General features: G+C 67.1%; 16 protein-coding genes. 10 read left to right on the forward strand and 6 right to left on the reverse strand.

The window, feature by feature from the left end; translation table 11 throughout:
• Positions 1-80: 80 nt before the first annotated feature.
• From ACXJLU_RS04380 to ACXJLU_RS04395, 4 genes are all read right to left on the reverse strand, one after another.
• On the reverse strand, positions 81-1,466 hold the full coding sequence (locus ACXJLU_RS04380) for a hypothetical protein (RefSeq protein WP_457329253.1): 1,386 nt from the start codon (positions 1,464-1,466) through the stop codon (positions 81-83).
• Between the two features lies 1 nt (position 1,467).
• Positions 1,468-2,628 carry an ATP-binding domain-containing protein gene (locus ACXJLU_RS04385; RefSeq protein ID WP_457329254.1) on the reverse strand — a complete coding sequence of 387 codons (1,161 nt, stop codon included), beginning with the start codon at positions 2,626-2,628 and terminating at the stop codon, positions 1,468-1,470.
• Positions 2,628-4,046: a protein kinase domain-containing protein gene (locus ACXJLU_RS04390; protein WP_457329255.1), complete on the reverse strand. Its 1,419-nt coding sequence runs from the start codon at positions 4,044-4,046 to the stop codon at positions 2,628-2,630. Before ACXJLU_RS04390 ends, ACXJLU_RS04385 begins: the two co-directional genes overlap by 1 nt.
• 349 nt (positions 4,047-4,395) lie before the next feature.
• Positions 4,396-4,659, reverse strand: coding sequence for a hypothetical protein (locus ACXJLU_RS04395; protein ID WP_457329256.1), 264 nt, complete (start codon positions 4,657-4,659; stop codon positions 4,396-4,398).
• A gap of 138 nt (positions 4,660-4,797) precedes the next feature.
• On the opposite strand from ACXJLU_RS04395, the gene ACXJLU_RS04400 reads away from it, so the two are divergent.
• From ACXJLU_RS04400 to ACXJLU_RS04420, 5 genes are all read left to right on the forward strand, one after another.
• Positions 4,798-5,472, forward strand: a complete 675-nt coding sequence (locus tag ACXJLU_RS04400; RefSeq protein ID WP_457329257.1) for a DUF3348 domain-containing protein — start codon at positions 4,798-4,800, stop codon at positions 5,470-5,472.
• Positions 5,469-7,277 carry a coiled-coil domain-containing protein gene (locus ACXJLU_RS04405; protein ID WP_457329258.1) on the forward strand — a complete coding sequence of 603 codons (1,809 nt, stop codon included), beginning with the start codon at positions 5,469-5,471 and terminating at the stop codon, positions 7,275-7,277. Before ACXJLU_RS04400 ends, ACXJLU_RS04405 begins: the two co-directional genes overlap by 4 nt.
• Complete coding sequence (locus tag ACXJLU_RS04410) at positions 7,274-7,924, forward strand: OmpA family protein (protein WP_457329259.1); 651 nt, start codon at positions 7,274-7,276, stop codon at positions 7,922-7,924. The genes ACXJLU_RS04405 and ACXJLU_RS04410 overlap by 4 nt, the downstream gene beginning before the upstream one ends.
• The gene (locus ACXJLU_RS04415; protein WP_457329260.1) at positions 7,917-8,501 is read left to right on the forward strand and encodes a DUF2894 domain-containing protein; all 585 of its coding nucleotides are present in this window, start codon (positions 7,917-7,919) and stop codon (positions 8,499-8,501) included. Before ACXJLU_RS04410 ends, ACXJLU_RS04415 begins: the two co-directional genes overlap by 8 nt.
• A 141-nt stretch (positions 8,502-8,642) precedes the next feature.
• Complete coding sequence (locus ACXJLU_RS04420) at positions 8,643-10,790, forward strand: hybrid sensor histidine kinase/response regulator (RefSeq protein ID WP_457329261.1); 2,148 nt, start codon at positions 8,643-8,645, stop codon at positions 10,788-10,790.
• A gap of 40 nt (positions 10,791-10,830) precedes the next feature.
• Here ACXJLU_RS04420 and ACXJLU_RS04425 read toward each other — a convergent pair whose 3' ends face one another.
• On the reverse strand, positions 10,831-11,781 hold the full coding sequence (locus ACXJLU_RS04425) for a retropepsin-like aspartic protease (protein WP_457329262.1): 951 nt from the start codon (positions 11,779-11,781) through the stop codon (positions 10,831-10,833).
• Between the two features lie 157 nt (positions 11,782-11,938).
• Between ACXJLU_RS04425 and ACXJLU_RS04430 the strand changes: the two genes are divergently transcribed.
• The gene (locus ACXJLU_RS04430; protein ID WP_457329263.1) at positions 11,939-12,895 is read left to right on the forward strand and encodes a LysR family transcriptional regulator; all 957 of its coding nucleotides are present in this window, start codon (positions 11,939-11,941) and stop codon (positions 12,893-12,895) included.
• 7 nt (positions 12,896-12,902) lie between these two features.
• Here the strand turns inward: ACXJLU_RS04430 and ACXJLU_RS04435 are convergent, their stop codons facing one another.
• Positions 12,903-13,463, reverse strand: a complete 561-nt coding sequence (locus ACXJLU_RS04435) for a carboxymuconolactone decarboxylase family protein (RefSeq protein WP_457329264.1) — start codon at positions 13,461-13,463, stop codon at positions 12,903-12,905.
• A 192-nt stretch (positions 13,464-13,655) separates the two neighbouring features.
• On the opposite strand from ACXJLU_RS04435, the gene ACXJLU_RS04440 reads away from it, so the two are divergent.
• From ACXJLU_RS04440 to ACXJLU_RS04455, 4 genes are all read left to right on the forward strand, one after another.
• Positions 13,656-16,397, forward strand: coding sequence for a DUF3857 domain-containing protein (locus tag ACXJLU_RS04440; protein ID WP_457329265.1), 2,742 nt, complete (start codon positions 13,656-13,658; stop codon positions 16,395-16,397).
• A gap of 45 nt (positions 16,398-16,442) precedes the next feature.
• Positions 16,443-17,357 carry an SMP-30/gluconolactonase/LRE family protein gene (locus ACXJLU_RS04445; protein ID WP_457329266.1) on the forward strand — a complete coding sequence of 305 codons (915 nt, stop codon included), beginning with the start codon at positions 16,443-16,445 and terminating at the stop codon, positions 17,355-17,357.
• Between the two features lie 116 nt (positions 17,358-17,473).
• Positions 17,474-18,367 (forward strand): ABC transporter ATP-binding protein, encoded by an 894-nt coding sequence (locus ACXJLU_RS04450; protein WP_457329267.1) that lies wholly within the window; start codon positions 17,474-17,476, stop codon positions 18,365-18,367.
• Entirely contained in the window at positions 18,364-21,972 is a 3,609-nt protein-coding gene (locus ACXJLU_RS04455) for an ABC transporter permease/M1 family aminopeptidase (protein WP_457329268.1), read from the forward strand. Before ACXJLU_RS04450 ends, ACXJLU_RS04455 begins: the two co-directional genes overlap by 4 nt.
• Positions 21,973-22,069: the final 97 nt, after the last annotated feature.

The raw sequence follows: 22,069 nt of genomic DNA on the forward strand, positions 1-22,069 counted from the left end.
AGACAGTCGAAGGGAAATGAGACGGCTTAATGGCCTTCCCTTTGTTTAGATTGCAGGGTCAGCGAGGCCGGCTCTACCGGCTACCGGGGTTCGCCTTTGGCGCGGCCTCGCTTGCTAGCGTTGTAAGCCTTCTTTGAGGAGTCTGGCTCTGAAGACTGGTCTTCTCGCATGTCTTGAACAATATCGATCATGAGGCCGATCAACTGCTGCAAACGTGCCTTGGCAGATTCAGTCGGTTGCTCTGTGTCCAAGGGTAGCTGCTCAGGTTCGGCACGCGCACGGTTGCGCCCGTGGAGCGAAAAGCTTGAAGTGACGTGGGGAACGAGTTCAACTTCAACCTCTCCTACGTGCCCAAAGCGTCGTGCCATGGTTTCAATACCGGCGCGTTCAAGAACGCGAAACTCGGCGAACGCAATGTCTGCAGTGGGACGGCTGACGGGATCCGAGATAGCGGTGAGCTCACGTAGTACTCGCTGGCCGACACCAGGGATTCCTGCCACGATATCGTTTGGGGTTTGAAGTGCGGCGAAAAGGGCGTACCAGAGCACCATCGCTGGAGTGCCATTTATTTTAAGAAGTTCTAGATGTTCAAGCGATCCCGGAGCGACTTGCGTCGCGAGAAAAGCGCAGACAGCCACACGTTCGTCGCGTTGGGTCGATCCACTTTGAGACATCAGCTTAAGTGCTGATTGGAGATATAGGCCGCGCTCTTCTCTAGTTGCTGCGGCAATATCACGTAGCGACCATCTATCACCCAACTGAGTCGATAGGTGCTGCCAAATTTGTTGCTGCTCACTAGCATTACCGTGAAAGGTGCTGTAAGCCAGTTCACCAAGCGTTCCAGGAGGCTTGAGGCCCATTGCAAGGTGCGCACAGATCCCTAGTGGCCCCATTAAGTCTGAAACCACGGATTGGAACGAGCCGGGCGTTGCGGTGGTATTCAGGCCCGCATAGGTTTCCGTCCACCGTTGAGGTAGCTCCTGCATCATTCGCGCCGGCAGCTGTATTGAGAGTGCTTTGCCCCATGCGTAGGAGAGTGTTCGCTTGCAGATGGCGGGCGTGACCAATCGAGGCAGTAGACGGCCATCGGCGAGTAGGACGGCCTCCGCAATGGCCAGTGCCAATATCGGGACCGAGACATCTTGCTTGGTGTCCAGTAGAGACTCTTGGAAAAGATCAGACGCTTCTTCTCTAGTCAAAATCCTGCACAGCGCTGTGATAGGTGAAGGGGCGGTCGGCGACGCATTGAGTGCCACTAGTAAAGCGGAAATCGTACTTCCTGGCACTATCAACAGGTTTGGTAATGGCAGAGTTGAGATCGGCTGTTCCTGCCAGTATGCGTAACAAAGAGTCTGATCTACGCCGGGATTAATACTCGTGACGCGACTTATATTAAGATCGTCAATCTTGCGTGCGCCGATAACGAGTTCAACGAGCTCTTTCCGAGTTAGTGCCGTATTCCACATATCAAGCCTTGCCGAAGATTTGTTTCTTGGTTGCGGGTGCCTTTGGCGGGGCGACTAGCCTGAGCGCTGCATCGAGATAGCCGGGAATCGAATTTTTCCAGTACAGCGAGAGCGCGGTCTTGGCTCGTGTGATACCCGTATAGATCAACTGCTTCTGTGCGGCTTGGCCGGTGGCCGATAGGTGGTCTAGGGCAGCAATGTGAACAGCGCGAAATTCCAGTCCCTTGGCAGCGGTTATCGTGGATAGCCAGACCATTCGTGACGCTTCGAATTGCCCCGCGAGATTGGCTCGTGTGAGCTGAGGGGCGAGGATCGTTTTGCGAAGTTCATCATGGATTGCATTCAGATCTTCATTCCGAGGGCAGAGTATTGCTATGAGATCATCGGGATACGCAAAACGCTGCGCTTCGATTTGTTCCGCAATTGCTGCTGCTTGCTGAGGCAAGGTGAGGCCTGGCTTTGGATAGACTTTCGATGGATACAACGCGTCGTCGTACTGGCACGACGGAAGCATCGGCGTGTAGTCGGGCTTGCCCTTATAGATTGCGTCGGCGACTTTGCAGATCTCTCGCCCATTGCGAAAGTGGTACTTGAGAGGATAAATCTCGTCGACGCAGTTTTCCAGAACTTTCACTGGATCGCCGCCAATGCGATAGATCGCTTGTTTGCGATCAGCGGTGGCAACTAAGACAGTAGTGAGTTGTCGAAGCAGTCGAATCTCTTGCTCGGAGAAGTCTTGCGCTTCATCGAGGAGTAGTGCGTCGTACACCTTGCCAACCTTTCCTGCCTTCAACAGGGCTTCCACTCGATTGGCTCGCTCCTGTCTTGCGGCAGAGATGTCCATACCTTTGCTATCGAAGTGCCGTCCCTCGCTGAGCAAGATGTCATTGAAAAGACGGGTGTGGGTGATGATCTTGTCGTTCGGAAACTTGTACTGCAGTCCGCCCATCTGAATGAATTGCTTCAGTAGTGAGCCGAATACGACGACATGCAAGTTTGGGAACTCATCCAGAAACAACTGGTTCGCACGAAGAAGCAGGAGATTGGTCTTTCCACTCCCTGGCGGGCCCTGCACGAGAAGGTTCTTGTCCTCGTCGAAGTCGAGCAGGGCCGACTGCTCGTTTTTGAGCTCTTTCTCGTCCTTCCACCAAGTTCCAGTCATCACTGTGCTCCCTGCAGGCTCAGAGGTACCACATTGCCGCTGCTGGCAGCGAGGCCGTTGTCCTGCGCTGCGTATGCCGCCTCTAGGGCGGACGTGAATTGGGCCTCAAGGTCCGAACTGTCAAGCAGCGCAGGCAACTGCCCTGAGTAGAAGCGTTTGCGTTCAGGCATCTCTGCTGGACTATTGATCAGCGCGGCTGCCGAAAGTGCATGGAAAACGGGGGAGCCGCCGTTGTAGTCGACCATGTGAAGGTCGACCTCAAACCACAAGCTACTTTCCAATCCGAGGTCTTTGTCGGCTTCGAACTCGATTCGCGTCGCACATGTTCTCGTGTCGTCATCGATGTTCGAACGGGTCTCTCGCAAAGGAAAGCAGTCGAGCCCATTGACGATTGCCAAGCAACGCATTTCTAAGCGATTGCTGGCATCCAGCATGGCTTGACGAATGCTCCAAGCCGTTTCGCTCGATGCGTTCGACTTCGACTGCACCTGAGCTTTGTGAAACTGCTGCCGCTTTCGAATTCGTTCCCGCGCATCTGATGGCGACTCCATTGCAGGGGGAACAGCGATTGCAGCGAAGTCCTCCCACTTCACGAGCTCGAGGCGTGTGGCTGAGTTTTTGAGCAGGCAGTTGCGACACAACGCCACCGAGCGCGCATCGCTGCCATACACGTCGGGACTTATGGATGGATCTTCGATCGCCTGGACCAAGCTGGCGAAGGGATTTTCGAACTCGGCGTACAGGCCCTTGCGCATCAATAGATCATGCAGAACCGCCCCCAACTGATAAAACGTGACAGCTCGCCAGCCCTCTAGCGTATCCGGTTCCTTCCGCAGCAAGAATTCAGGCGAGCTGTAGCGCAACGTCCCGATGAAAGCGCGCTGATCAACGTCTGTGAGATTCGATAGGCCGATGGGCTTGAGGACACCGAGGTCAAGTAGGGTGGCCTTCGAGAAGTCAGCGCTAATGGCGACGTTCTCGGGCTTGATGTCTCGGTGCGCGAGCCCCCGATCCTCAAGGAATCGGGCAGCTGAAGCCAGTTGTGCAACTATGGATGCGATGTTTTCTGGCGGGATGTCATGAAGCGCCTGCTGTAGGTTCCTATCAGCAAGAGGCTCCATTACTACGAAAAGATGCCCAGTATGCGGACAGGCTCCGCCGTCGAGGATGCGTACCAGATTAGGATGGTGCGCACCGACAAGATTAGTCTCTCGCTGGACTCTTTCTAGTTGCACATGTCGCCCGTACCGCTCGACAAGTTCAGGGTGAAAGACTTTTAAGGCTCCCTGAATCCCATCTTTGCGGGCTCGGAATACCACTGCAGATTTGCCGCTGCCGTAGACGCCATCTGTGGTCCAGCCACCGATGACAGCGTTCTCAAGGCTCTTCGCAAAGAGCTTGGCCTGAACTGAGTCCATGGTCCTCTCCCCTTCGCGTCAACGATACCTTGGCACTTGCAGCTGTCAATTGGTGCTACTCGGATGGTTGTGCCACCAGCGTACTGATTTGGAAGAGATTTCTCAATGCCAACATTGAGGATGAAGCGCGGGTAGCGATTGGCTCCATTGCTGCCCTCTCCATGTCCGCAGACGGTAGAAATTGATGAGTGAAGCTGAGCGAGCCGCTCGAACTGCTATGAGCAGATTCGCACCTCAGCGTCTGAGGTTGAGGAGCGAGGCTCCTTCGACATCGAGTTCATCACTCGTTTCGCCGAAGCTCTGCTGCTTTGCGACGCTAGCCCACGGTGGTTCGCCGCGCTCCTCTTTGTCACCACATGCCGGCGCCCGCGGCGGGATCGGGCCGGTTGATGCAGGACTGATCCTGTAATTGAGCGCGGTCTTCGGTCTGGCGTGAGGCACTGCCCGGCGATTGCGATGGCGCAACGAACAAGATGACCACACTGATGTAGCGACGAATCGTCGATATCCACGATTGGTCTGGCTGCTGCTCGAGCGCGGTGCCGCCATCGAGCAAGCCGACGGCCCCACGAGGCGTCGTTGCGTTCGCTATCGACGGCGTTCCTGAATCCAACGCGGTGTCGGAGATCCTGCTCCAGGCGACCCGACATATACGTGCCCTCGCGAAGTGCGAGCCCGAGGGTCTCTGGTGTCAACCCCCCAGACCCGGCCTTCGCCACCCCGTAAAATCCGACGTTTTTCCATCGGCACCTTGACTGGCAGTTTGGCGCTCGCACCGCGCCGCATCCCTCTTTCCGGCTCCGGGCTGATCCGCCTGCTGGCCACGCTTGGCGACACCGACATCCCCACCCCGAAGGACAGCTTCTCGGACGGGCTGTGCCGGTGGTTCGACTGGACGGACGCGATCTCGTTGTCCTCGGCCCTCGATGGCCCGCAGGCGTCGTCGACTGACGCGCCTTCCGGCCGCACCGCCGCGATGGCCGCCGAGCGCGAATGCCGCCGCGTGCGCGACACCGTGACCAAGCTCGCCGCGCCCGACCCGACCACCGACGACTTCCCGCCGCACCGCCAGCGCTACCTCGGCTGGCAGCAGGCGATGGAGTCGAACATCGGCCCGCTGCGCCGCAAGCTGCGGGCCTCGCTGTCGGCCGCCTCGCCGGCACTGGCGCGGCTGGCGGCTGTCGATGCGGTGATGGACAAGGTCATCGGTGCCCGCGAACGCACGCTGCTGGCGACGGTGCCGGCATGGCTCGAACAGCACTTCGAGCGCGTGCGCGGTGACTCGAGCGACGACCAGCCCGACCGCTGGCGCGAAACCTTCTGCCAGGACATGCGCGAGGTGCTGCTCGCCGAACTGGACCTCCGAATGCAACCGGTCGAAGGGCTGCTCGAAGCCCTTCGCGGGTCGTCACCTGACCAACCATGACCAGATTTCTCCATCACGCCGCGTTCGCCACCGGCCTGGCCGCCCTCGGCTGGGTTGGTGCCGGCTATGTCGGCTCCAATCCGCTGGCGCTGGCCATCACGGCCCTCATCGGGGCGTTCTACCTGATGGGTGCGCTCGAGCTGCATCGCTTCCGGCAGGCGACCGCCACGCTGGCCCAGGCTGTCGCCGGCCTGGCCGATCCGCTGCCCGCGCTGCGCCCGTGGCTCGACGGCGTGCCCGCCTCGCTACAGAACGCAGTGCGCCGCCGCATCGAGGGCGAGTCCGCCGGCTTCCCCGGCCCGGCACTGGCGCCGTACCTCGCCGGCCTGCTGGTCCTGCTGGGCATGCTCGGCACCTTCGTCGGCATGGTGTTCACGCTGCGCGGCACCGGCCTGGCGCTCGACACCTCGACCGACCTGCAGGCCGTTCGCGCCTCGCTGGTCGCTCCGGTGCAAGGCCTCGGGCTGGCCTTCGGCACCTCGATCGCCGGCGTCGCCACCTCGGCGGCACTGGGCCTGCTGTCGGCACTGGCCCGGCGCGAACGCGTGCAGGCCTTGCAGCAGCTCGATGCCAGCATCGCCACCACGCTGCGCCCCTTCTCCGGCGTGCACCAGCGCGAGGAATCGCTGAAGCTGCTGCAGCGCCAGGTCGAGCAGATGCCGGCGCTGGTCGACGGCCTGCACGCGGTGATGCAGGCGATGGAGCGGCAGGCCGAGGCAGCGAACGCCCGCCTGCTGGCCAGCCAGCAGCGTTTCCACGGCACGGCCGAGGCGGCGTTCACGGCGCTGGCCTCGTCGGTCGATCGCACACTGAAGGAGAGCCTCGCGGAAAGCGCCCGCCTGGCCGGCGCGACGATCCGTCCCGCGGTCGAGGCCACGATGGCGGGCGTCGCGCGCGAGACCGCTTCGCTGCACCAGACGATCGCGACCACCTGGCAGTCATCGCTCGACGGTTTTGCGCAGGCCTTCGAGCAGCGTTCGAGCGCGCTGCTGGCCACGGTGGCGCAGTCCCATGCCGATCTGCAGTCGGCGTCCGCATTGCAAGAGCAGGAACGCCTGGCCGCCATGGCCGACAGCCTTGAATCGATGGCGGCATCGCTGCGGCACGAATGGCAGCAGGCCGGCTCGCGCAGCCTGGCGCAGCAGCAGCAGGTCTGCGAGACGATGGAGCGCAGCGCCCGCGAGATCACGGTGCAGGCCGAACGCCAGGCCAAGGCCACCACCGCCGAGATCGCCCGCCTGCTGCAGGCCGCATCCGAAGCCCCGCGCGCCGCCGCCGAGGTGATCGTCGAGCTGCGCCAGAAGCTGTCCGACAGCATGGCGCGCGACAACACACTGCTCGACGAGCGCGCCCGCATCCTCGGCACGCTCGGCAGCCTGCTCGACACGGTGCAACAGGCCGCCACCGAACAGCGCAGTGCGATCGATGCGCTGGTCGGCTCGTCGGCCGCGCTGCTCGATCGTGTCGGCATGCGCTTCAGCGAACAGGTCGACGCGCAGACCGACAAGCTCGCCGCGGTGGCCGCCCAGGTCACCGGCAGTGCCGTCGAGGTGGCCAGCCTGGGCGATGCGTTCGGCCTGGCCGTCGAGCTGTTCGGCCAGTCGAACGACAAGCTGGTGGCCCAGCTGCAGCGCATCGACAGCGCGCTCGGCAAGTCGCTGGCACGCAGCGACGAGCAGCTGGCGTACTACGTGGCCCAGGCGCGCGAGGTCATCGACCTGAGCCTGCTGTCGCAGAAGCAGATCATCGAGGACCTGCAGCGCCTCGCCGGCAAGGCGGCCCCGGTGGCCGTGGCGGTGCGGTGATGGAAGAGATCGACGCGGGTGGGGAATCGTCGGTCCCGGTCTGGGCGGTCTTCGGCGACCTGATGGCGGGCCTGCTGGGCGCCTTCGTGCTGATCCTGCTGTGCGCGATCGGCGCGCAACTCGAACTCGCGAGCCGGCTCGAGAACGAGGTGAAGCAGCACCAGCTCGAGGAACAGCGTCGCCAGGCGCTGGAGCGTGCGCTGGCCGGGCCGCTGGCCGCCGGCCGCGTGACGCTCGACCATGGGCGCATCGGCATCAGCGGCAGCGTACTGTTCGCTTTCAATTCGGCCGACCTGCAGCCCGAAGGCCGGCAGCTGTTGCAGAGCCTGGCCGCGCCGCTCGCCGCCTACCTGCGGGCGCGCGACGAGGTGCTGATGGTCAGCGGCTTCACCGACGACCGCCAGGTGCGTGGCGGCAACCGGCAGTTCGCCGACAACTGGGAGCTCTCGGCCCAGCGCGCGTTGACGGTGACGCGTGCGCTGATCGAAGAGGGCGTGCCGTCGTCATCGATCTTCGCGGCGGCCTTCGGCTCGGAGCAGCCGGTCGCGCCGAATGCCGATGCCGATGGCCGGTCGAAGAACCGGCGCGTCGAGATGGCGCCGACACCGCGGCCGTCGCGCGGGAGCGCGGCGCAACCTCATGGCTGACGGCGAGCGGCTCCTCTCGGCGATCGAGGCCTTGCGCGAGCGCGGGGCGCAGCAGGTCGATCCGGTGCGCTTTCGCTTCATCGAATCGCTGGCCGAGCGCGCCGCACGGCACGAGGGCGCCGCGCGGCGCGTGCTGGACGAGCGGCTGGCGCAGCTTCTGTCGGCCCATGAGCTGAAGCTCGACCAGGGGGCGCAGCCGCAGGACAACGCTCGCCCTCCTGCCGGCACTGATCCGCTGCCTCGCAGCGCGCTGGCCGACCTCGTTGCCGAACTTGGTGGGCGTTCCACGCAGACGGCCCCGGTGTCGACAGCACAGGCGAAGACAAAAACGGCGGCAATTGATTCGACCGTCGAACTGGAGACGCTGCCGTTTTTCCGGCGCACCTGGTCGCGGCTGAGCGCCGATCAGCGCCTCGCGCAATCGCAGGCCGCGTTGCCGGACAACGCCGGCCCGCTGAACTCGCACCACCTCGTGCACCGCTCGCTGACGCTGATGCGCGAGCTGTCGCCCGGCTACTTCGACCGCTTCGTGGCCCATGTGGATGCGTTGCTGTCGCTGCAACAGCGCAAGGGATGATGTTGCGGCGGAATGCGCATCCCCAAGTTTGCTGATCCGCGCGTGGGTGGAACTTCGGTTGGCGTCGACTGCGTGACGGGGCTATAACCGACCCTCAGCAATCAGCGCGCGCCGCAAGGTGTTGCGCGAGAGGGAGCCGATGTGAGCGACGAGCCGAGCGCACAGGACTGGCGACAGCCGTTTCGACGCCTGGCCATTGGTGCCGCGCTCGCGTTGGCGGTGGTCGCGGGCTTCCTCGCGTTCTCGCTGTGGACCAGCCACCAGCGCTACCAGGTGGCCGCGGCGGACAACCTGCAGAACCTGACGCTGAACCTCGAGCGCTACCTCTTCACGCGGCTGCAGGCGGCCGACCTGGTGCTGCAGTCGGCGGCCCAGGAGTTCCGGCGGCTCGACAGCCAGGGCCCGGTGCGGGCAGATCAGTTCACCGAGGTGCTGATCGGCCTGCAGCAGCGCCTGCCCGAGGCACCGGCGCTGCGCGCGGCCGATGCGGACGGCCTCGTGAAGTTCGGTGCCGGTGCCGATGCGCAGCGGGCGCTCAGCGTGGCGCAGCGCCATTTCTTCAAGCAGGCCGTCAACGCGCCGGGCCTGGTGCTCGGGCTGCCGCTGAAGTCGCGCATCACCTCGCGCTGGGTGCTGCCGATCGCGCGCCAGCTTCGCGATGCGAGCGGCGCGCTCGCCGGCGTGGTCTACCTCAACATGGATCTCGACGAACTGGGCGGCATCATGCGCTCGCTGCGGGTGGGCGAGCGCGGCGTGATCACCGTCTTCAATGCCGACCGCGAGGTGCTGTTGCGCCTGCCCGAGATTCCGCTCGTCGCCGACGAGAAGCCGGCGCGCCTGGCCTCGCCGGAGACGCAGCAGGCGGTGGCGAGCGGGCAGACCGCGGGTGGTTTCGAGACGCGCAGCTCGCTCGACGGGCAGCTGCGCACCGTGATGTACCGGCAGCTCGGGCGCTACCCCGCCTACGTGCTGATCGGGCTCGAGCAGGGCGAGCTGATGGCACCGTGGCGGCGCGAGCTGACGATCGCCGCGGCGTTCTGGTGCTGCCTGGTGGCCGGTGTCGCCGCGCTGCTGGGCACGCAGTACCGGGCTGCGCGCCACCGTGCCGCGGTGCTCTGCGAGCTGCAAGCGGCGCGCGAGCGTGCCGAGGAAGCCAGCCGCTCGAAGTCGCTGTTCCTCGCGAACATGAGCCACGAGATCCGCACGCCGCTGAACGGCGTGCTCGGTTTCGCGCAGATCGGCTTTCGCGACCTCACGTCGTCGCCCGAGGTGCGCAGCCGCTTCGGGCGCATCCTCGAATCGGGCAAGCTGCTGCAGGGCATCCTGAACGACGTGCTCGACATGTCGAAGATCGAGGCCGGCAAGCTGCTGCTCGACGAGGGCCCCACGCCGCTGCGCCCGATCGCGCAGCGCGCCGTCGACCTGGTGCGCCAGGCGGCGGCCGACAAGGGCGTCGGTCTGCACCTGCTGGTCGACGAGCGGGTGCCCGAGCAGATGCGCGTCGACGGGCTGCGGCTCGGGCAGGTGCTGCTGAACCTGTTGTCGAACGCGGTGAAGTTCACCGACGCGGGCGAGGTGTCGCTGAGCCTGCAGGTGGACCATGGCGAGCTGCTGGTCGAGGTCAGCGACAGCGGCGTGGGCATGTCGGCCGAGCAGGTGGGGCGGCTGTTCGTGTCGTTCGAGCAGGCGGATGCATCGACCACGCGGCGCTATGGCGGCACCGGCCTGGGCCTGGCGATCAGCAAGCGGCTGGTCGAGCTGATGAAGGGCTCGATCCGGGTGTCCAGCCGCACCGGCGAGGGCTCGGTGTTCTGCGTGCGGCTGCCGTTGGCGGGCGCGATGCCGAACGGTGCGCCGGCCGGCGAACGCCTGCCGCCCGCGGCCATCGACGTGCCGATGCGCGAGCGGCTGAGCGGCCTGCGGGTGCTGGTGGCCGAGGACAACATCGTCAACCAGATCGTGATCCAGAGCCTGCTGGAGAGCGAGGGCGCGCAGACCGACATCGTCGGCGACGGGCACCTGGCGGTCGCCCGGGTGTCGGCGCCGGACGCGCGCTACGACGTGGTGCTGCTCGACGTGATGATGCCCGGCATCGACGGCTACGAGACCGCGCGGCGCATCCATGCGCTGTACCCGCAGCTGCCGATCATCGGCCAGACGGCGCATGCGCTGCCCGAGGAGCGGGAGCACTGCATCGCCTCCGGCATGGTCGACCGGGTGACCAAGCCGATCGATGCGGACGAGCTTGTGCGGGTGATGCTGCGGCATTGCCGCAGCCGGGTGACGTGACAGGGTGAGCTGAGGGACAGCCCGGCTCGGCGGTCCGGGGTCAGGGCGGATCGCCGAGCGAGAACACCGGCCCGCCGAGGTGGCTGATGTAGACGCGGCCCTGGCTCGACGAGAACAGCACGCGGTGGGCCTTCAGGAAATCCAGGCCGAGGACCATCTCGGGTTGCCCAGCGATGCGCTCGGCATCGTCCCAGCTCGAATGCTTGCGGCGGTAGGACGCCCACCGGTCGGAGACCAGCACCTGCGTGTTGCGGATCGACTCGGCACCGAGCTCGATGCTGTCGAAGCGGCCCGGCCACATCCGCGCGGCGCCTTCCGGCACCTGGAGTCCGGCGCGAACGGCCGCGGCCTGGTCGATCACGCTGACCGCTGCCGACGATGAGAAGATGGCGCGCACCGGCTTGCCGTTGAGCAGCACCTCGACCACCGCGCGGCGGTCCTGCGGGCTGCGCTCGATCATCGGCAGCTCGACCGCCTGCGCATCCCAGTAGGCGAGGAAGGCATCGCCGCAACCGTCGGGGCGGAAGAAGCGCAACTGCCGCTCTGCCAGCACCATCTCGAGGTCGGTCTGCAGCAGGTAGTCGGCGGCCAGCACCGCCTGCCGGTTGCTCGGGCCCTGGTCGTCCCAGGCCACGCCGATGCCGGCGCGTTGCCAGTGCAGCAGCGGCCCGAAGCTGATCTCGTCGGCGAGCGCCCGGTAGGCGCGGGTCTCGCCGGCGGTGCCGTACAGCACGAATTGCGTGTGCTGCAGCGTCAGCTTCGCGCGTTCGGCGGTCGCCCGGTCGATGTGCGTCGCCGTGGTGCCGACGTCGATCGACACGCGCATCGGCTGGCCGTTGATCGTGCCGTCGATCAGCGGCACGGAGGTCGATAGGTCGACGGCCAGCGCACCGACTTTCGTGAGGCGGCAGGCCGCGCCGGCGCCGGACGCGGCCAACAGCCCCACGGCGAGAAAGGAAGCGGCTGCGGCGCGGCGAATGTTGGCGGTCATGGGGTTGTGAAATCGGCCATCTGCATGCGACGGCCTGTCATCTGTTGGCGCGATGGTATCGGCGGCCCGGCCGCCGTGGACGCCTAGAGTCGCCGATTCACGAAAACGGAGCGGGCGCGACGCCGCCATCCTTGCATTGATCGATCGCTTTCACGGCATGGAAGTCTTCACCCGCGTGGTGGAGCTGGGCAGCTTCACGCGGGCCGGCCTCGCGCTGCAGATGCCGAAGGCGCGCGTGACGACGGTGATCCAGGCGCTCGAGGCGCACCTCGGCGTGCGCCTGCTGATCCGCACGACGCGGCGCATCAGCCTGACCGACGAAGGCGCGCTGTACCACCAGCGTGCCCTCGCGATACTGGGGCAGATGCGCGAGCTGGAAGGGGCGCTGCACGATCCGTCGGGAGCGCCGTCGGGCCGCTTGCGGGTCGACGTGCCGGCGGCGATGGGGCGCCAGGTGATCGCGCCGGCGCTGGCGGATTTCTTCCGCCGCTACCCCGGGATCGTGATCGAGCTCGGCAGCTCCGACCGCCCGGTCGATCCGCTGGCCGAAGCCTACGACTGCGTCGTGCGCGCCGGCGAGGTGCATGACGAGCGGCTGGCCGCGCGGCTGCTCGGCCGCCTGCCGGTCGTCACCTGTGCGGCGCCGGCCTACCTCGATGCGCACGGCACGCCGCACTCGCTCGACGACCTGGCGCAGCACCGCGTCGTCAACTTCCATTCGCCACGCGACGGCCACCTGTTCCCGTTCGATTTCCATCGCGCCGGCGAACACCACCAGTGGCGCGGCGCGCACAGCGTCGCCTGCAACGATGTCGACACCTCCATCGCGGCGGCAGTCGCCGGGCTCGGCCTGGTGCAGGCGCCGTGCAGCCGTGTGGTGGTCGACCACCTGGCGCACGGCCGCCTGGTGCAGGTGCTGGCCGACTGGAGCGCCGGCAGCCTGCCGCTCACGCTGCTGCATGCGCGGCCGCGCCAGCCGACCGCGAAGCTGCGGGCCTTCAGCGACTGGCTGGTGGCGCTGTTCCAGCGCGAGTTCGACGACCTGCCGACGCAGCTCGACAGCCTGCAGCCGTCGCCATGGCTCGCGATGCTCGACCGGCCGCCGCCGCGCTGAACGGCCCTCAGGGCGGCAGCACCGGCAGCGGGGCGATGTCGCCACCCGGCTCGGCCGGGATGTGGCCCACGTTGAGCACCATCGACACCATCGCGAAGTAGCCGACCAGGCCGGTCAGCTCGACGGCACCCGCCTCGCCGAAGCGCGCCACCGTGCGCGCCCAGGTCGGCTCGCTGACGCCGTGATGCGCCAGCAGCTCGGTGCAGAAGTCGTGCACCAGCGTCTCGTCTGCGTCCATCGTGTCGGGGCGGCGGCCGTCGCGCAGTGCATCGATCGTGGCCTGCGCCGTGCCGGCCTGCAGCGCCAGCGCGACGTGCACCTTCCACTCGAACTGCTGCCGCCAGTGCCGTGCGACCAGCAGCGTCGCGAACTCGCTGGCGCGCACCGGCAGCGAGGTGCCGAAGCGCAGGAAGGCGCCCAGCTTCTGCACATGGGCGAGCAGCTCGGGGCTGCGCAGCAGCGCAATGAACGGGCCCTTGACGGCCTTGCGGGGGCCGGCAATCAGTTCATCGGCGGCGGCGCGCTGGGCGGGGGTCATCGCATGGTCGGGCAGGGGTGGCAATCGCATGAGGGGTCTCGCTCTTCAGGGTTGGGGGAGGGAGGTGACCAGGGGCCGGGCCCGATGATGACCGATGGCGGCAGGCCGGCCACGCTTACCATTGCGGGATCGCCGACGGCCGCCAAAGTGCCGCGGCTTTCGGGAGGATGCATGACACTGATTCGATGCGGGCGTCTCGTGGCGCTCATGCTGGCCCTTGCCATGACGGCCGGGGTCCGGGCCCAGGCCGCGGCATCCCCGCGCGCCGCGGCAGGCGCCTTCACTTACGCCACCGGGCCGGCACCGGCCTGGGTCGTGGCCGCCGCCGAAGCCCCGCAGGCCGCGGTCGACCGCAGCGCGATGCACTACCGCATCATCGACCGCCAGTTGCTCGCCGACGGCAAGTCGATCTGGGACTACAACCACGTGGTGCGGGTCGTCGACACCGATGCCGGCCTGTCGGTCGCGTCGCAGATTGAACTCGAGTTCGACCCGAGCTACCAGACCTTCACGCTGCACCACCTCGACCTGGTGCGCAACGGCAAGCGAATCGCCAAGATGGACCGGCGCAAGATCCAGCTGCTGCAGCGCGAGACGCAGCTCGAGCGGCGCATGCTCGACGGACGCGTCACGGTGTCGGCGGTGCTGGACGACGTGCGGGTCGGCGACGAGATCGACTTCGCGTACTCGGTGCGCGGCGCGAACCCGGTGTTCGGCGGCAAGTTCGTCGCGCTCGAACCCCTCTCGTCGCAGCGCGGGCCGGTGCAGGCCTACCAGGTGCGGTTGCTCGCACCGGTCGAGCGGTCCTTGCAGGTGCGCGTCGGCCCGGCCGACACCGTCAGCACGAGCCAGGTGCGCAATGGCCGGCGCGAGACGAGCTGGCGCCGTGTCGCGGTGCCGCGCTTCAATCCCGATGCCAACGCCGGTTTCAGCGTGGGTGCGGCACAGATGCTGCAGGTCAGCGAGTTCGCCGACTGGGCCGAGGTGGCGCGCTGGGGCCAGGGCCTGTTCGCCGGTCTGCCCGCCGGCCCGCGCGTGGATGCGGTGGTGCAGGAGATCCGCGACAAGGAGGCCACCCCGGCCGACCAGGTGCGCGCCGCGCTGCGCTTTGTGCAGCAGGAGGTGCGCTACTTCGGCACCGAGATCGGCAGCAGCTCGCACCAGCCGGCCGCGCCGGACCGGGTGATCGAGCAGCGCTTCGGCGACTGCAAGGACAAGGTCGCGCTGCTGGTGGCCCTGCTGCGCAAGCTCGACGTGCCCGCGACCCCGGTGCTGGTGTCGATGGCAGCGCGCGGCCGGGTCGGCAGCCTGCTGCCCGGCCCGCTGGCCTTCGACCACGTGATCGCGCGCGTCGAGCTCGACGGCAGCACCTACTGGCTCGACGCGACCCGCAGCCGCCAGACCGGCCAGCTGGAGAACCGCCAGGCGGTCGATTTCGAGGCCGGCCTGCCGCTGCTGGCATCGACCACCAGCATGGCCGTGCTGCCGAGCGCGGTCGACACCGATCGCCAGGTGGTCGAGGACAGCCTGCGTTTCGAGCGCTTCGATGCCGATCCGGTGCTGGAGTCGCGGGTCACGTTCCGCGGCATCCTGGCCGAAGCCTTCCGCGACACGGTCACCACGCGCGGTCCCGAGGCGGTGCAGACGCAACTGGCCGCGCCCTACCTGCGCCTCTACCCGAAGGCCCGCAGCCTGGGGGCGATGGAGGTCGTCGATTCGCATGTCGACGATGCGGTGACCTTCGTCCAGCGCTTCAGCGTGCCGGGCTTCTGGCGTTTTCCCGAAGAGCGCATGCTGGTCGCCGACATCGGCTACTGGGCCACCGCCGACGTGATGCTGGTCGCCAAGGCCGAGCAGCGGCGCGATGCCTATGCCGGCCCCTTCCTGGGCACCTACCGCCACTCGGTGGCGCTGGACTTCCCGGGCGACGTGACCTCCAAGCCGCTGTCTCAGAGCACGACCGAAGGGGACGCCCATTTCACCTGGAAGGGAACGTTCGACGCCGATCGCAAGCATGCGGTCTACCGCTCGGTGCTGCGCGTGTCGGCGGACCAGATCGAGGCGCCAGCCTGGCCGGCCTACATGGAAAAGCTCGGCAAGCTGTGGCCGAAGCTGTCGACGAACGTGTCGATCTCGACACTGGCGACGACCGACCTCGACAAGCTGCGGGCCGACCTGAACGGGGTCGAAGAGGGCCTGCGCAGCAAGAAGCTGAAGGCGGCGACCCGCATCCAGGCGGACGCGCACGGGCGGGTGGTGCTGCTGTCGGCCCAGCTGGCCGCGGGCCGCCTGACGCCACCGTTGCAGGCGCAGGCGCTGACGGCGCGCGGCATCCAGTACGACCACCTGGGACGCCTGGCCGACGCGCGGCGCGACTTTGCCCGTGCGCTCGAACTGGCGCCTGACGTCACCGAAACGCAGAACGCAGCGGCCGTCAATGCGATCGGCCTGCGCGAGCTGCCGCGCGCCGTCGAGTTGACCGGCAGCGTGCTCCAGCGCGATCCGCGCGATGCCGAGGCACGCCGGATGCGCGCGGTGGCCCGCTACTTCCAGAAGGACTTCGCGGCCGCGCAGGCCGACCTGGAGGAGGTCTTGACCGATCCGGCGGCGGTGCAGCGCGGCTACCCGCTGCTGTGGCTGGCGCTGGCGATGCGCCAGGCGGGGCAGGATCCGTCGGCGCTGGCAGCCCGCCACCCGAAGGAGCAGCTGCCGGCCGACTGGCCGCGCCCGCTGGTCGACTATGCGATCGGCACGATATCGGCCGATGCGCTGATCGACGCCGCACGCGCCACCAAGGTGCCCGCCGAGTCGCTGAGCGAGGCCTACTTCTACATCGGCGAGCGCTACCAGGCGGAGGGCAAGCGCAGCCGCGCGATGGACTTCTGGCGCAAGAGCGTCGACCAGGGCGTGCTGGAATTCCTCGAGGACATGGCCGCGCGCCTGCGGTTGGCCGAGCCGGCCTGATCCCCTAAAGTCGGGACCGGCAGCCGGCGCTGCCGGGAGCAGACCATGGCCGAGACGGATTTCGAGATCCTCGACGAGCGATTCCGCAGCTGCGTGCGCACCAGCGCCCGCGTCGAGACGCTGCACCAGGGCCTGCGCTGGGCCGAGGGGCCGGTCTACGTGCCGGCCGGGCGCTACCTGCTGTGGAGCGACATCCCGAACGACCGGATGCTGCGCTGGGACGAGACCGACGGCCGCGTCAGCGTGTTCCGCGCGCCGTCGAATTTCGCGAACGGCAACACGCTCGATCGCCAGGGCCGGCTCGTCACCTGCGAGCACGGCTCGCGCAGCGTCACCCGCACCGAGCACGACGGTCGCATCACGACGCTGGTCGACCGGGTGCAGGGCCGGCGGCTGAACAGCCCGAACGACCTGGTCGTGAAATCCGACGATTCGATCTGGTTCACCGACCCGGCCTACGGCATCGACTCCGACTACGAAGGCCACCGCGGCGAGAGCGAGACCGAGGGCTGCCACGTCTACCGGCTCGATCCGCGCAGCGGCGCGTGCGTGCGCGTCGCCGATGATTTCGTGCGGCCGAACGGCCTCGCGTTCTCGCCCGACGAATCGAAGCTCTACATCGTCGACAGCGGCGCGACCCACCAGCCGGGCGGGCCGCGCCACCTCCGGGTGTTCGACGTGACGGCGCACGGCGGGCTGTCGGGCGGCGAGGTGTTCGCCACCTGCAGTGCCGGGCTGTTCGACGGCTTCCGCGTCGACGATGCCGGCCGGCTCTGGTGCGGCGCCGCCGACGGCGTGCACTGCCTGGCGCCCGACGGCACGCTGCTCGGCAAAGTGAAGACGGCCGAGCGCGTCGCCAACGTCGTGTTCGGCGGGCCGAAGCGCAACCGGCTCTTCCTGTGCGCGACCAGCTCGCTGCTGTCGGTGCTGCTGCCGGTCAACGGCGTGAAGACGTTCTGAGCCGCCCCGCGCGCGGCCTGTCCGCCCCGCCGTGCAGCCTGTCGCGCGGCGATGGCATTCCGTCGTGCCGCCCCTAGAGTCTCTTGTTTTTCCAACCTCTCCGACGGAGACCCCGCATGCTGACCATCGCCCAGCTGTCGCACACCTATGCCAACGGCACCCGCGCCCTCGACGACGTGACGCTCGAGATCCCGCGCGGCATGTTCGGGCTGCTCGGACCGAACGGTGCCGGCAAGTCCTCGCTGATGCGCTGCCTGGCGACGCTGCAGCAGCCGAGCGCCGGGCGCATCGCGTTCGACGGCATCGACGTGCTGGCCGAGCCGGCGCGGCTGCGCGCGATGCTCGGCTACCTGCCGCAGGATTTCGGCGTCTACCCGCGCGTGTCGGCGTACGACATGCTCGACCACCTGGCCGTGTTGAAGGGCGTGGCCGGGCGCGGCGAGCGGCGCGAGACGGTGGAGTCGCTGCTGCAGCAGGTCAACCTGTGGGACGTGCGCAAGAAAGCCATCGCCGGCTTCTCGGGCGGCATGCGCCAGCGCTTCGGCATCGCGCAGGCGCTGATCGCGAACCCGCGGCTGATCATCGTCGACGAACCGACCGCCGGGCTCGACCCGGAGGAGCGCAACCGCTTCAACAACCTGCTGGCCGAGATCGGCGAGAACGTGGTCGTGATCCTGTCGACCCACATCGTCGACGACGTGACCGACCTGTGCCCGCGGATGGCGATCATGGTCGGCGGGCGCATCGTGCGCAGCGGCACGCCGCAGGCGCTGATCGCCGAGATGGTCGGGCGCGTCTGGCAGGGCGAGGTCGCGAAGGAGGACCTGGCCGACGCCCGCAGCCGCATGGACGTGATCGCGACCCGGCTGCGCGGCGGCCGGCCGGTGGTGCACGTGCTGGCCGATGACGCGCCCGCGCCGGGCTTCACGCCGGTGGAGGCGGGGCTGGAGGATGTGTACTTCTCGACGCTGCACCAGCTTCGCAGCGCGTCCGCCGAGGTTGCGGCATGAGTGGCAGCATGCTGATGCACGTCGCGCGCTTCGAGGTGCGCTACCAGCTGAAGAGCCCGGTGTTCTGGGTCGGTTGCCTGATGTTCTTCCTGCTGACCTTCGGCTCGGTCACGGTCGACACCATCCAGATCGGCAGCCGCGGCAACGTGCACCTGAACTCGCCGTTCGCGATCCTGCAGACGCTGGCGATCATGAGCCTGTTCGCGGTGTTCATCGTCGTCGCGATGGTGTCCAACGTCGTGATCCGTGACGACGAGACCGGCTTCGCACCGATCATCCGCTCGACGCGGCTCGGCAAGGGGTCGTACCTGGTGGGGCGCTTCATCGGCGCGAACCTCGTCGCGCTGCTGGTGCTGGCCTCGATTCCGCTGGGCATCGCGGTCGGCGTCGCGATGCCGTGGGTCGACGGCGAGAAGGTCGGCGCGTTCCACCTCACGCACTACCTGTATGCGCTGTTCGCGTTCGGGCTGCCGACGCTGTTGATCGTGTCGGCGGTGTTCTTCGCCGCGGCCACCGCGACGCGTTCGATGATGTGGACCTACGTCTGCGCGGTCGCGGTGCTGGTGCTGTACTTCGTGATGCGCGGCCTGCTGCGCAACCCGCAGTACGACGGCATCGCGGCGCTGCTCGACCCGTTCGGCGTGTCGGCCCTGAACACCGCCACCAAGTACTGGACGGCCGCCGAGCGCAACACGCTGCTGCCGGCGATGACCGGGCCGATGCTCGCGAACCGGTTGCTGTGGTCCGGCATCGCGCTGGCGGTGTTCGCGCTGGCTTGCTGGCTGTTCCGCTTCGAACAGCGCGCGCCGGTGGAAAGGGTGTCGAAGAGGGCGCCGAAGAAATCGAAGGACGCCGCCACCGACCGGGCCGCGACCCCCACCGCGATCGGCGCGCTGCCGGTCGCACGCGCCGACGCGCCGACGCGCCGCGCCCAGCTGTGGCGGCTCGCGCGCTTCGACATGGCCTTCGTGTTCCGCAGCCCGGCCTTCTTCGTGCTGCTGGGCATCGGGGTGCTGAATGCCGGCGGCTCGCTGTGGTTCAGCGGCGAGTGGTACGGCAGCGGCTCCTACCCGGTCACGCGCCTGATGGTGCAGACGCTGGCCGGCACCTTCAGCCTGATGCCGATCATCATCGCGATCTTCTATGCCGGCGAGCTGGTGTGGCGCGATCGCGAGCGCCGCATGCACGAGATCGTCGACGCGACCGCCGCGCCCGACTGGACGCACCTGCTGCCCAAGATCGTCGCGATCGCGCTGGTGCTGACGGCCAGCGCGGGGGTCGCGGTGCTGACCGGCATGCTGGTGCAGGCGCTGAAGGGCTACACCCGCTTCGAGCCGCTGGCCTACCTGCTGTGGTTCGTGCTGCCGATGACGGTCGGTGCGCTGCTGCTGGCGGTGCTGGCGGTGTTCGTGCAGGTGCTGGTGCCGCAGAAGTTCATCGGCTGGGGCGTGATGCTGCTGTACATCGTCGGCTCGGTCGCGCTGGCGGCGGCCGGCTTCGAGCACAACCTCTACAACTACGGCGGCACGCCGAACGTGCCCTTGTCGGACATGAACGGCCTGGGCCGCTTCTGGATCGCGCAGGCCTGGTTCCAGGTGTATTGGGGCGGGTTCGCGCTGGTGCTGGCCGTGTTGTCGCACGCGCTGTGGCGCCGCGGCGCGAACCTCGCGCTGCGCCCGCGGCTGGCCCACATGGGCCGCCACCTGCGCGGCGGGGCCGGGGCGCTGCTGGCGATCGGTCTCGCGGTGTGGGCGGGCAGCGGCGGCTGGATCTACTACAACACCAATGTGCTGAACGCCTACGTGACGCAGCCGCAGCGCGATGCGCGGCTGGCGCAGTACGAGCGCGACTTCCTGGCCTTCGAGAAGCTGCCGCAGCCGCGCATCACGGCCGTCACGCTCGACGTGCAGCTGTACCCGCGCGAAGCGCGCGCGGTGACGACCGGCAGCTACCTGCTGCGCAACCGAACCGGCGCGCCGATCGACACGCTGCACCTGCTGTGGCCCGAGCGCACGACGCTCGACCGCGTGGAGCTGCCCGGCGCGGCGCTGCAGCGCGAATGGGCGAAGGAGCACTACCGCATCTACAAGCTCGAGCCGGCGATGCAGCCGGACGAGACGCGGGTGCTGCGCTTCGCGACGACGCTGGAAGAGCGCGGCTTTCCGAACGGGCAACCGCTGACGCGCCTGGTCGCCAACGGCAGCTTCATCGACAACACCGAGATCACGCCGGCGATCGGCATGTCGCGCAACGGGCTGCTGACCGACCGCGCGAAGCGCCGCAAGCACGGCCTGCCGCCGGACCTGCGCCCGCCGACACTGGAGGACGAATCTGCGCGCGCCGACAACGGCTTCCGCAAGGACAGCGACTGGGTCGATGCCGACATCACGGTGACCACCGATGCCGACCAGACGCCGATCGCGCCGGGCTACACCGTCAGCGACACGACCGCGAACGGGCGGCGCACCGCGCACTTCAAGCCCGATGCGCCGATCAACCACTTCTTCTCGATCCAGTCGGCGCGCTATGCGGTGCTGCGCGACCGCTGGAAGGAGGTCGACCTCGCGGTCTACCACCAGCCCGGCCACGAGTTCAACACGGCCCGGATGATGGAGGCGATGAAGCTGTCGCTCGAACTCTTCAGCGAGAAGTTCTCGCCGTACCAGTTCCGGCAGGCGCGGATCCTGGAGTTCCCGTCGTATGCCGACTTCGCGCAGTCGTTCGCCAACACCATCCCGTACTCGGAGAACCTCGGCTTCATCTCGCGGCTGACCGACCCGCAGAAGATCGACGTGGTGACCTACGTGACGGCGCACGAGATCGGCCACCAGTGGTGGGGCCACCAATTGGTGCCGAGCTCGCAGCAGGGCGGCGAGCTGCTGGTCGAGAGCTTCGCGCAGTACTCGGCGCTGCTGGTGATGGAGAAGATGTACGGGCGCGACCAGATCCGCCGCTTCCTGAAGTACGAACTCGACCGCTACCTGCGCCAGCGCGGTGGCGAGGTGGTCGAGGAGCTGCCGCTCGCGCGGGTCGAGAACCAGGGCTACATCCACTACCAGAAGGGCTCGCTCGCGATGTACTGGCTGAAGGAGGTGGTCGGTGAAGAGGTCGTGAACCGGGCGCTGGCCAAGCTGCTGAAGGAGTTTGCGTTCAAGGCGGCGCCGTACCCGAACACGCGCGACTTCCTGCGCATCCTGCGCGCCGAGGCCGGGCCGCAGCACGATGCGCTGATCACCGACCTGTTCGAGAAGATCACGCTGCTCGACCTGAAGGCCACGGCCGCGACCGCGACGAAGCGTGCCGACGGCCGCTACGACCTGGTGCTGGAGGTCGAGGCGCGCAAGCTCTACGCCGACGGCAAGGGGCAGGAGACCGAAGCGCCTCTGGACGAACCGGTCGACATCGGCGTGTTCAGCGCCGAGCCGGGCAAGGAGGGCTTCACGGCGGCATCGGTGCTGCACTTCGAGCGCCTGCCGGTGCACAGCGGCAAGCAGTCGATCGCTCTGGTGGTGGACAAGGCGCCGGCGTTTGCCGGGGTCGACCCCTACAACAAGCGCATCGATCGCATCTCGGAGGACAACCTCGTGAAGGTCGATTTGAAGTGAGTGCTTGAGTAAATGCTTGACGAATCGGTAAAGAGTTTTTACGATCCGCCCCTTGCTTGAAAAAGCGCACCGAATCAACGAATCCGAGGACCCCATC

It is taken from the genome of Rhizobacter sp. P5_C2, assembly GCF_054049715.1.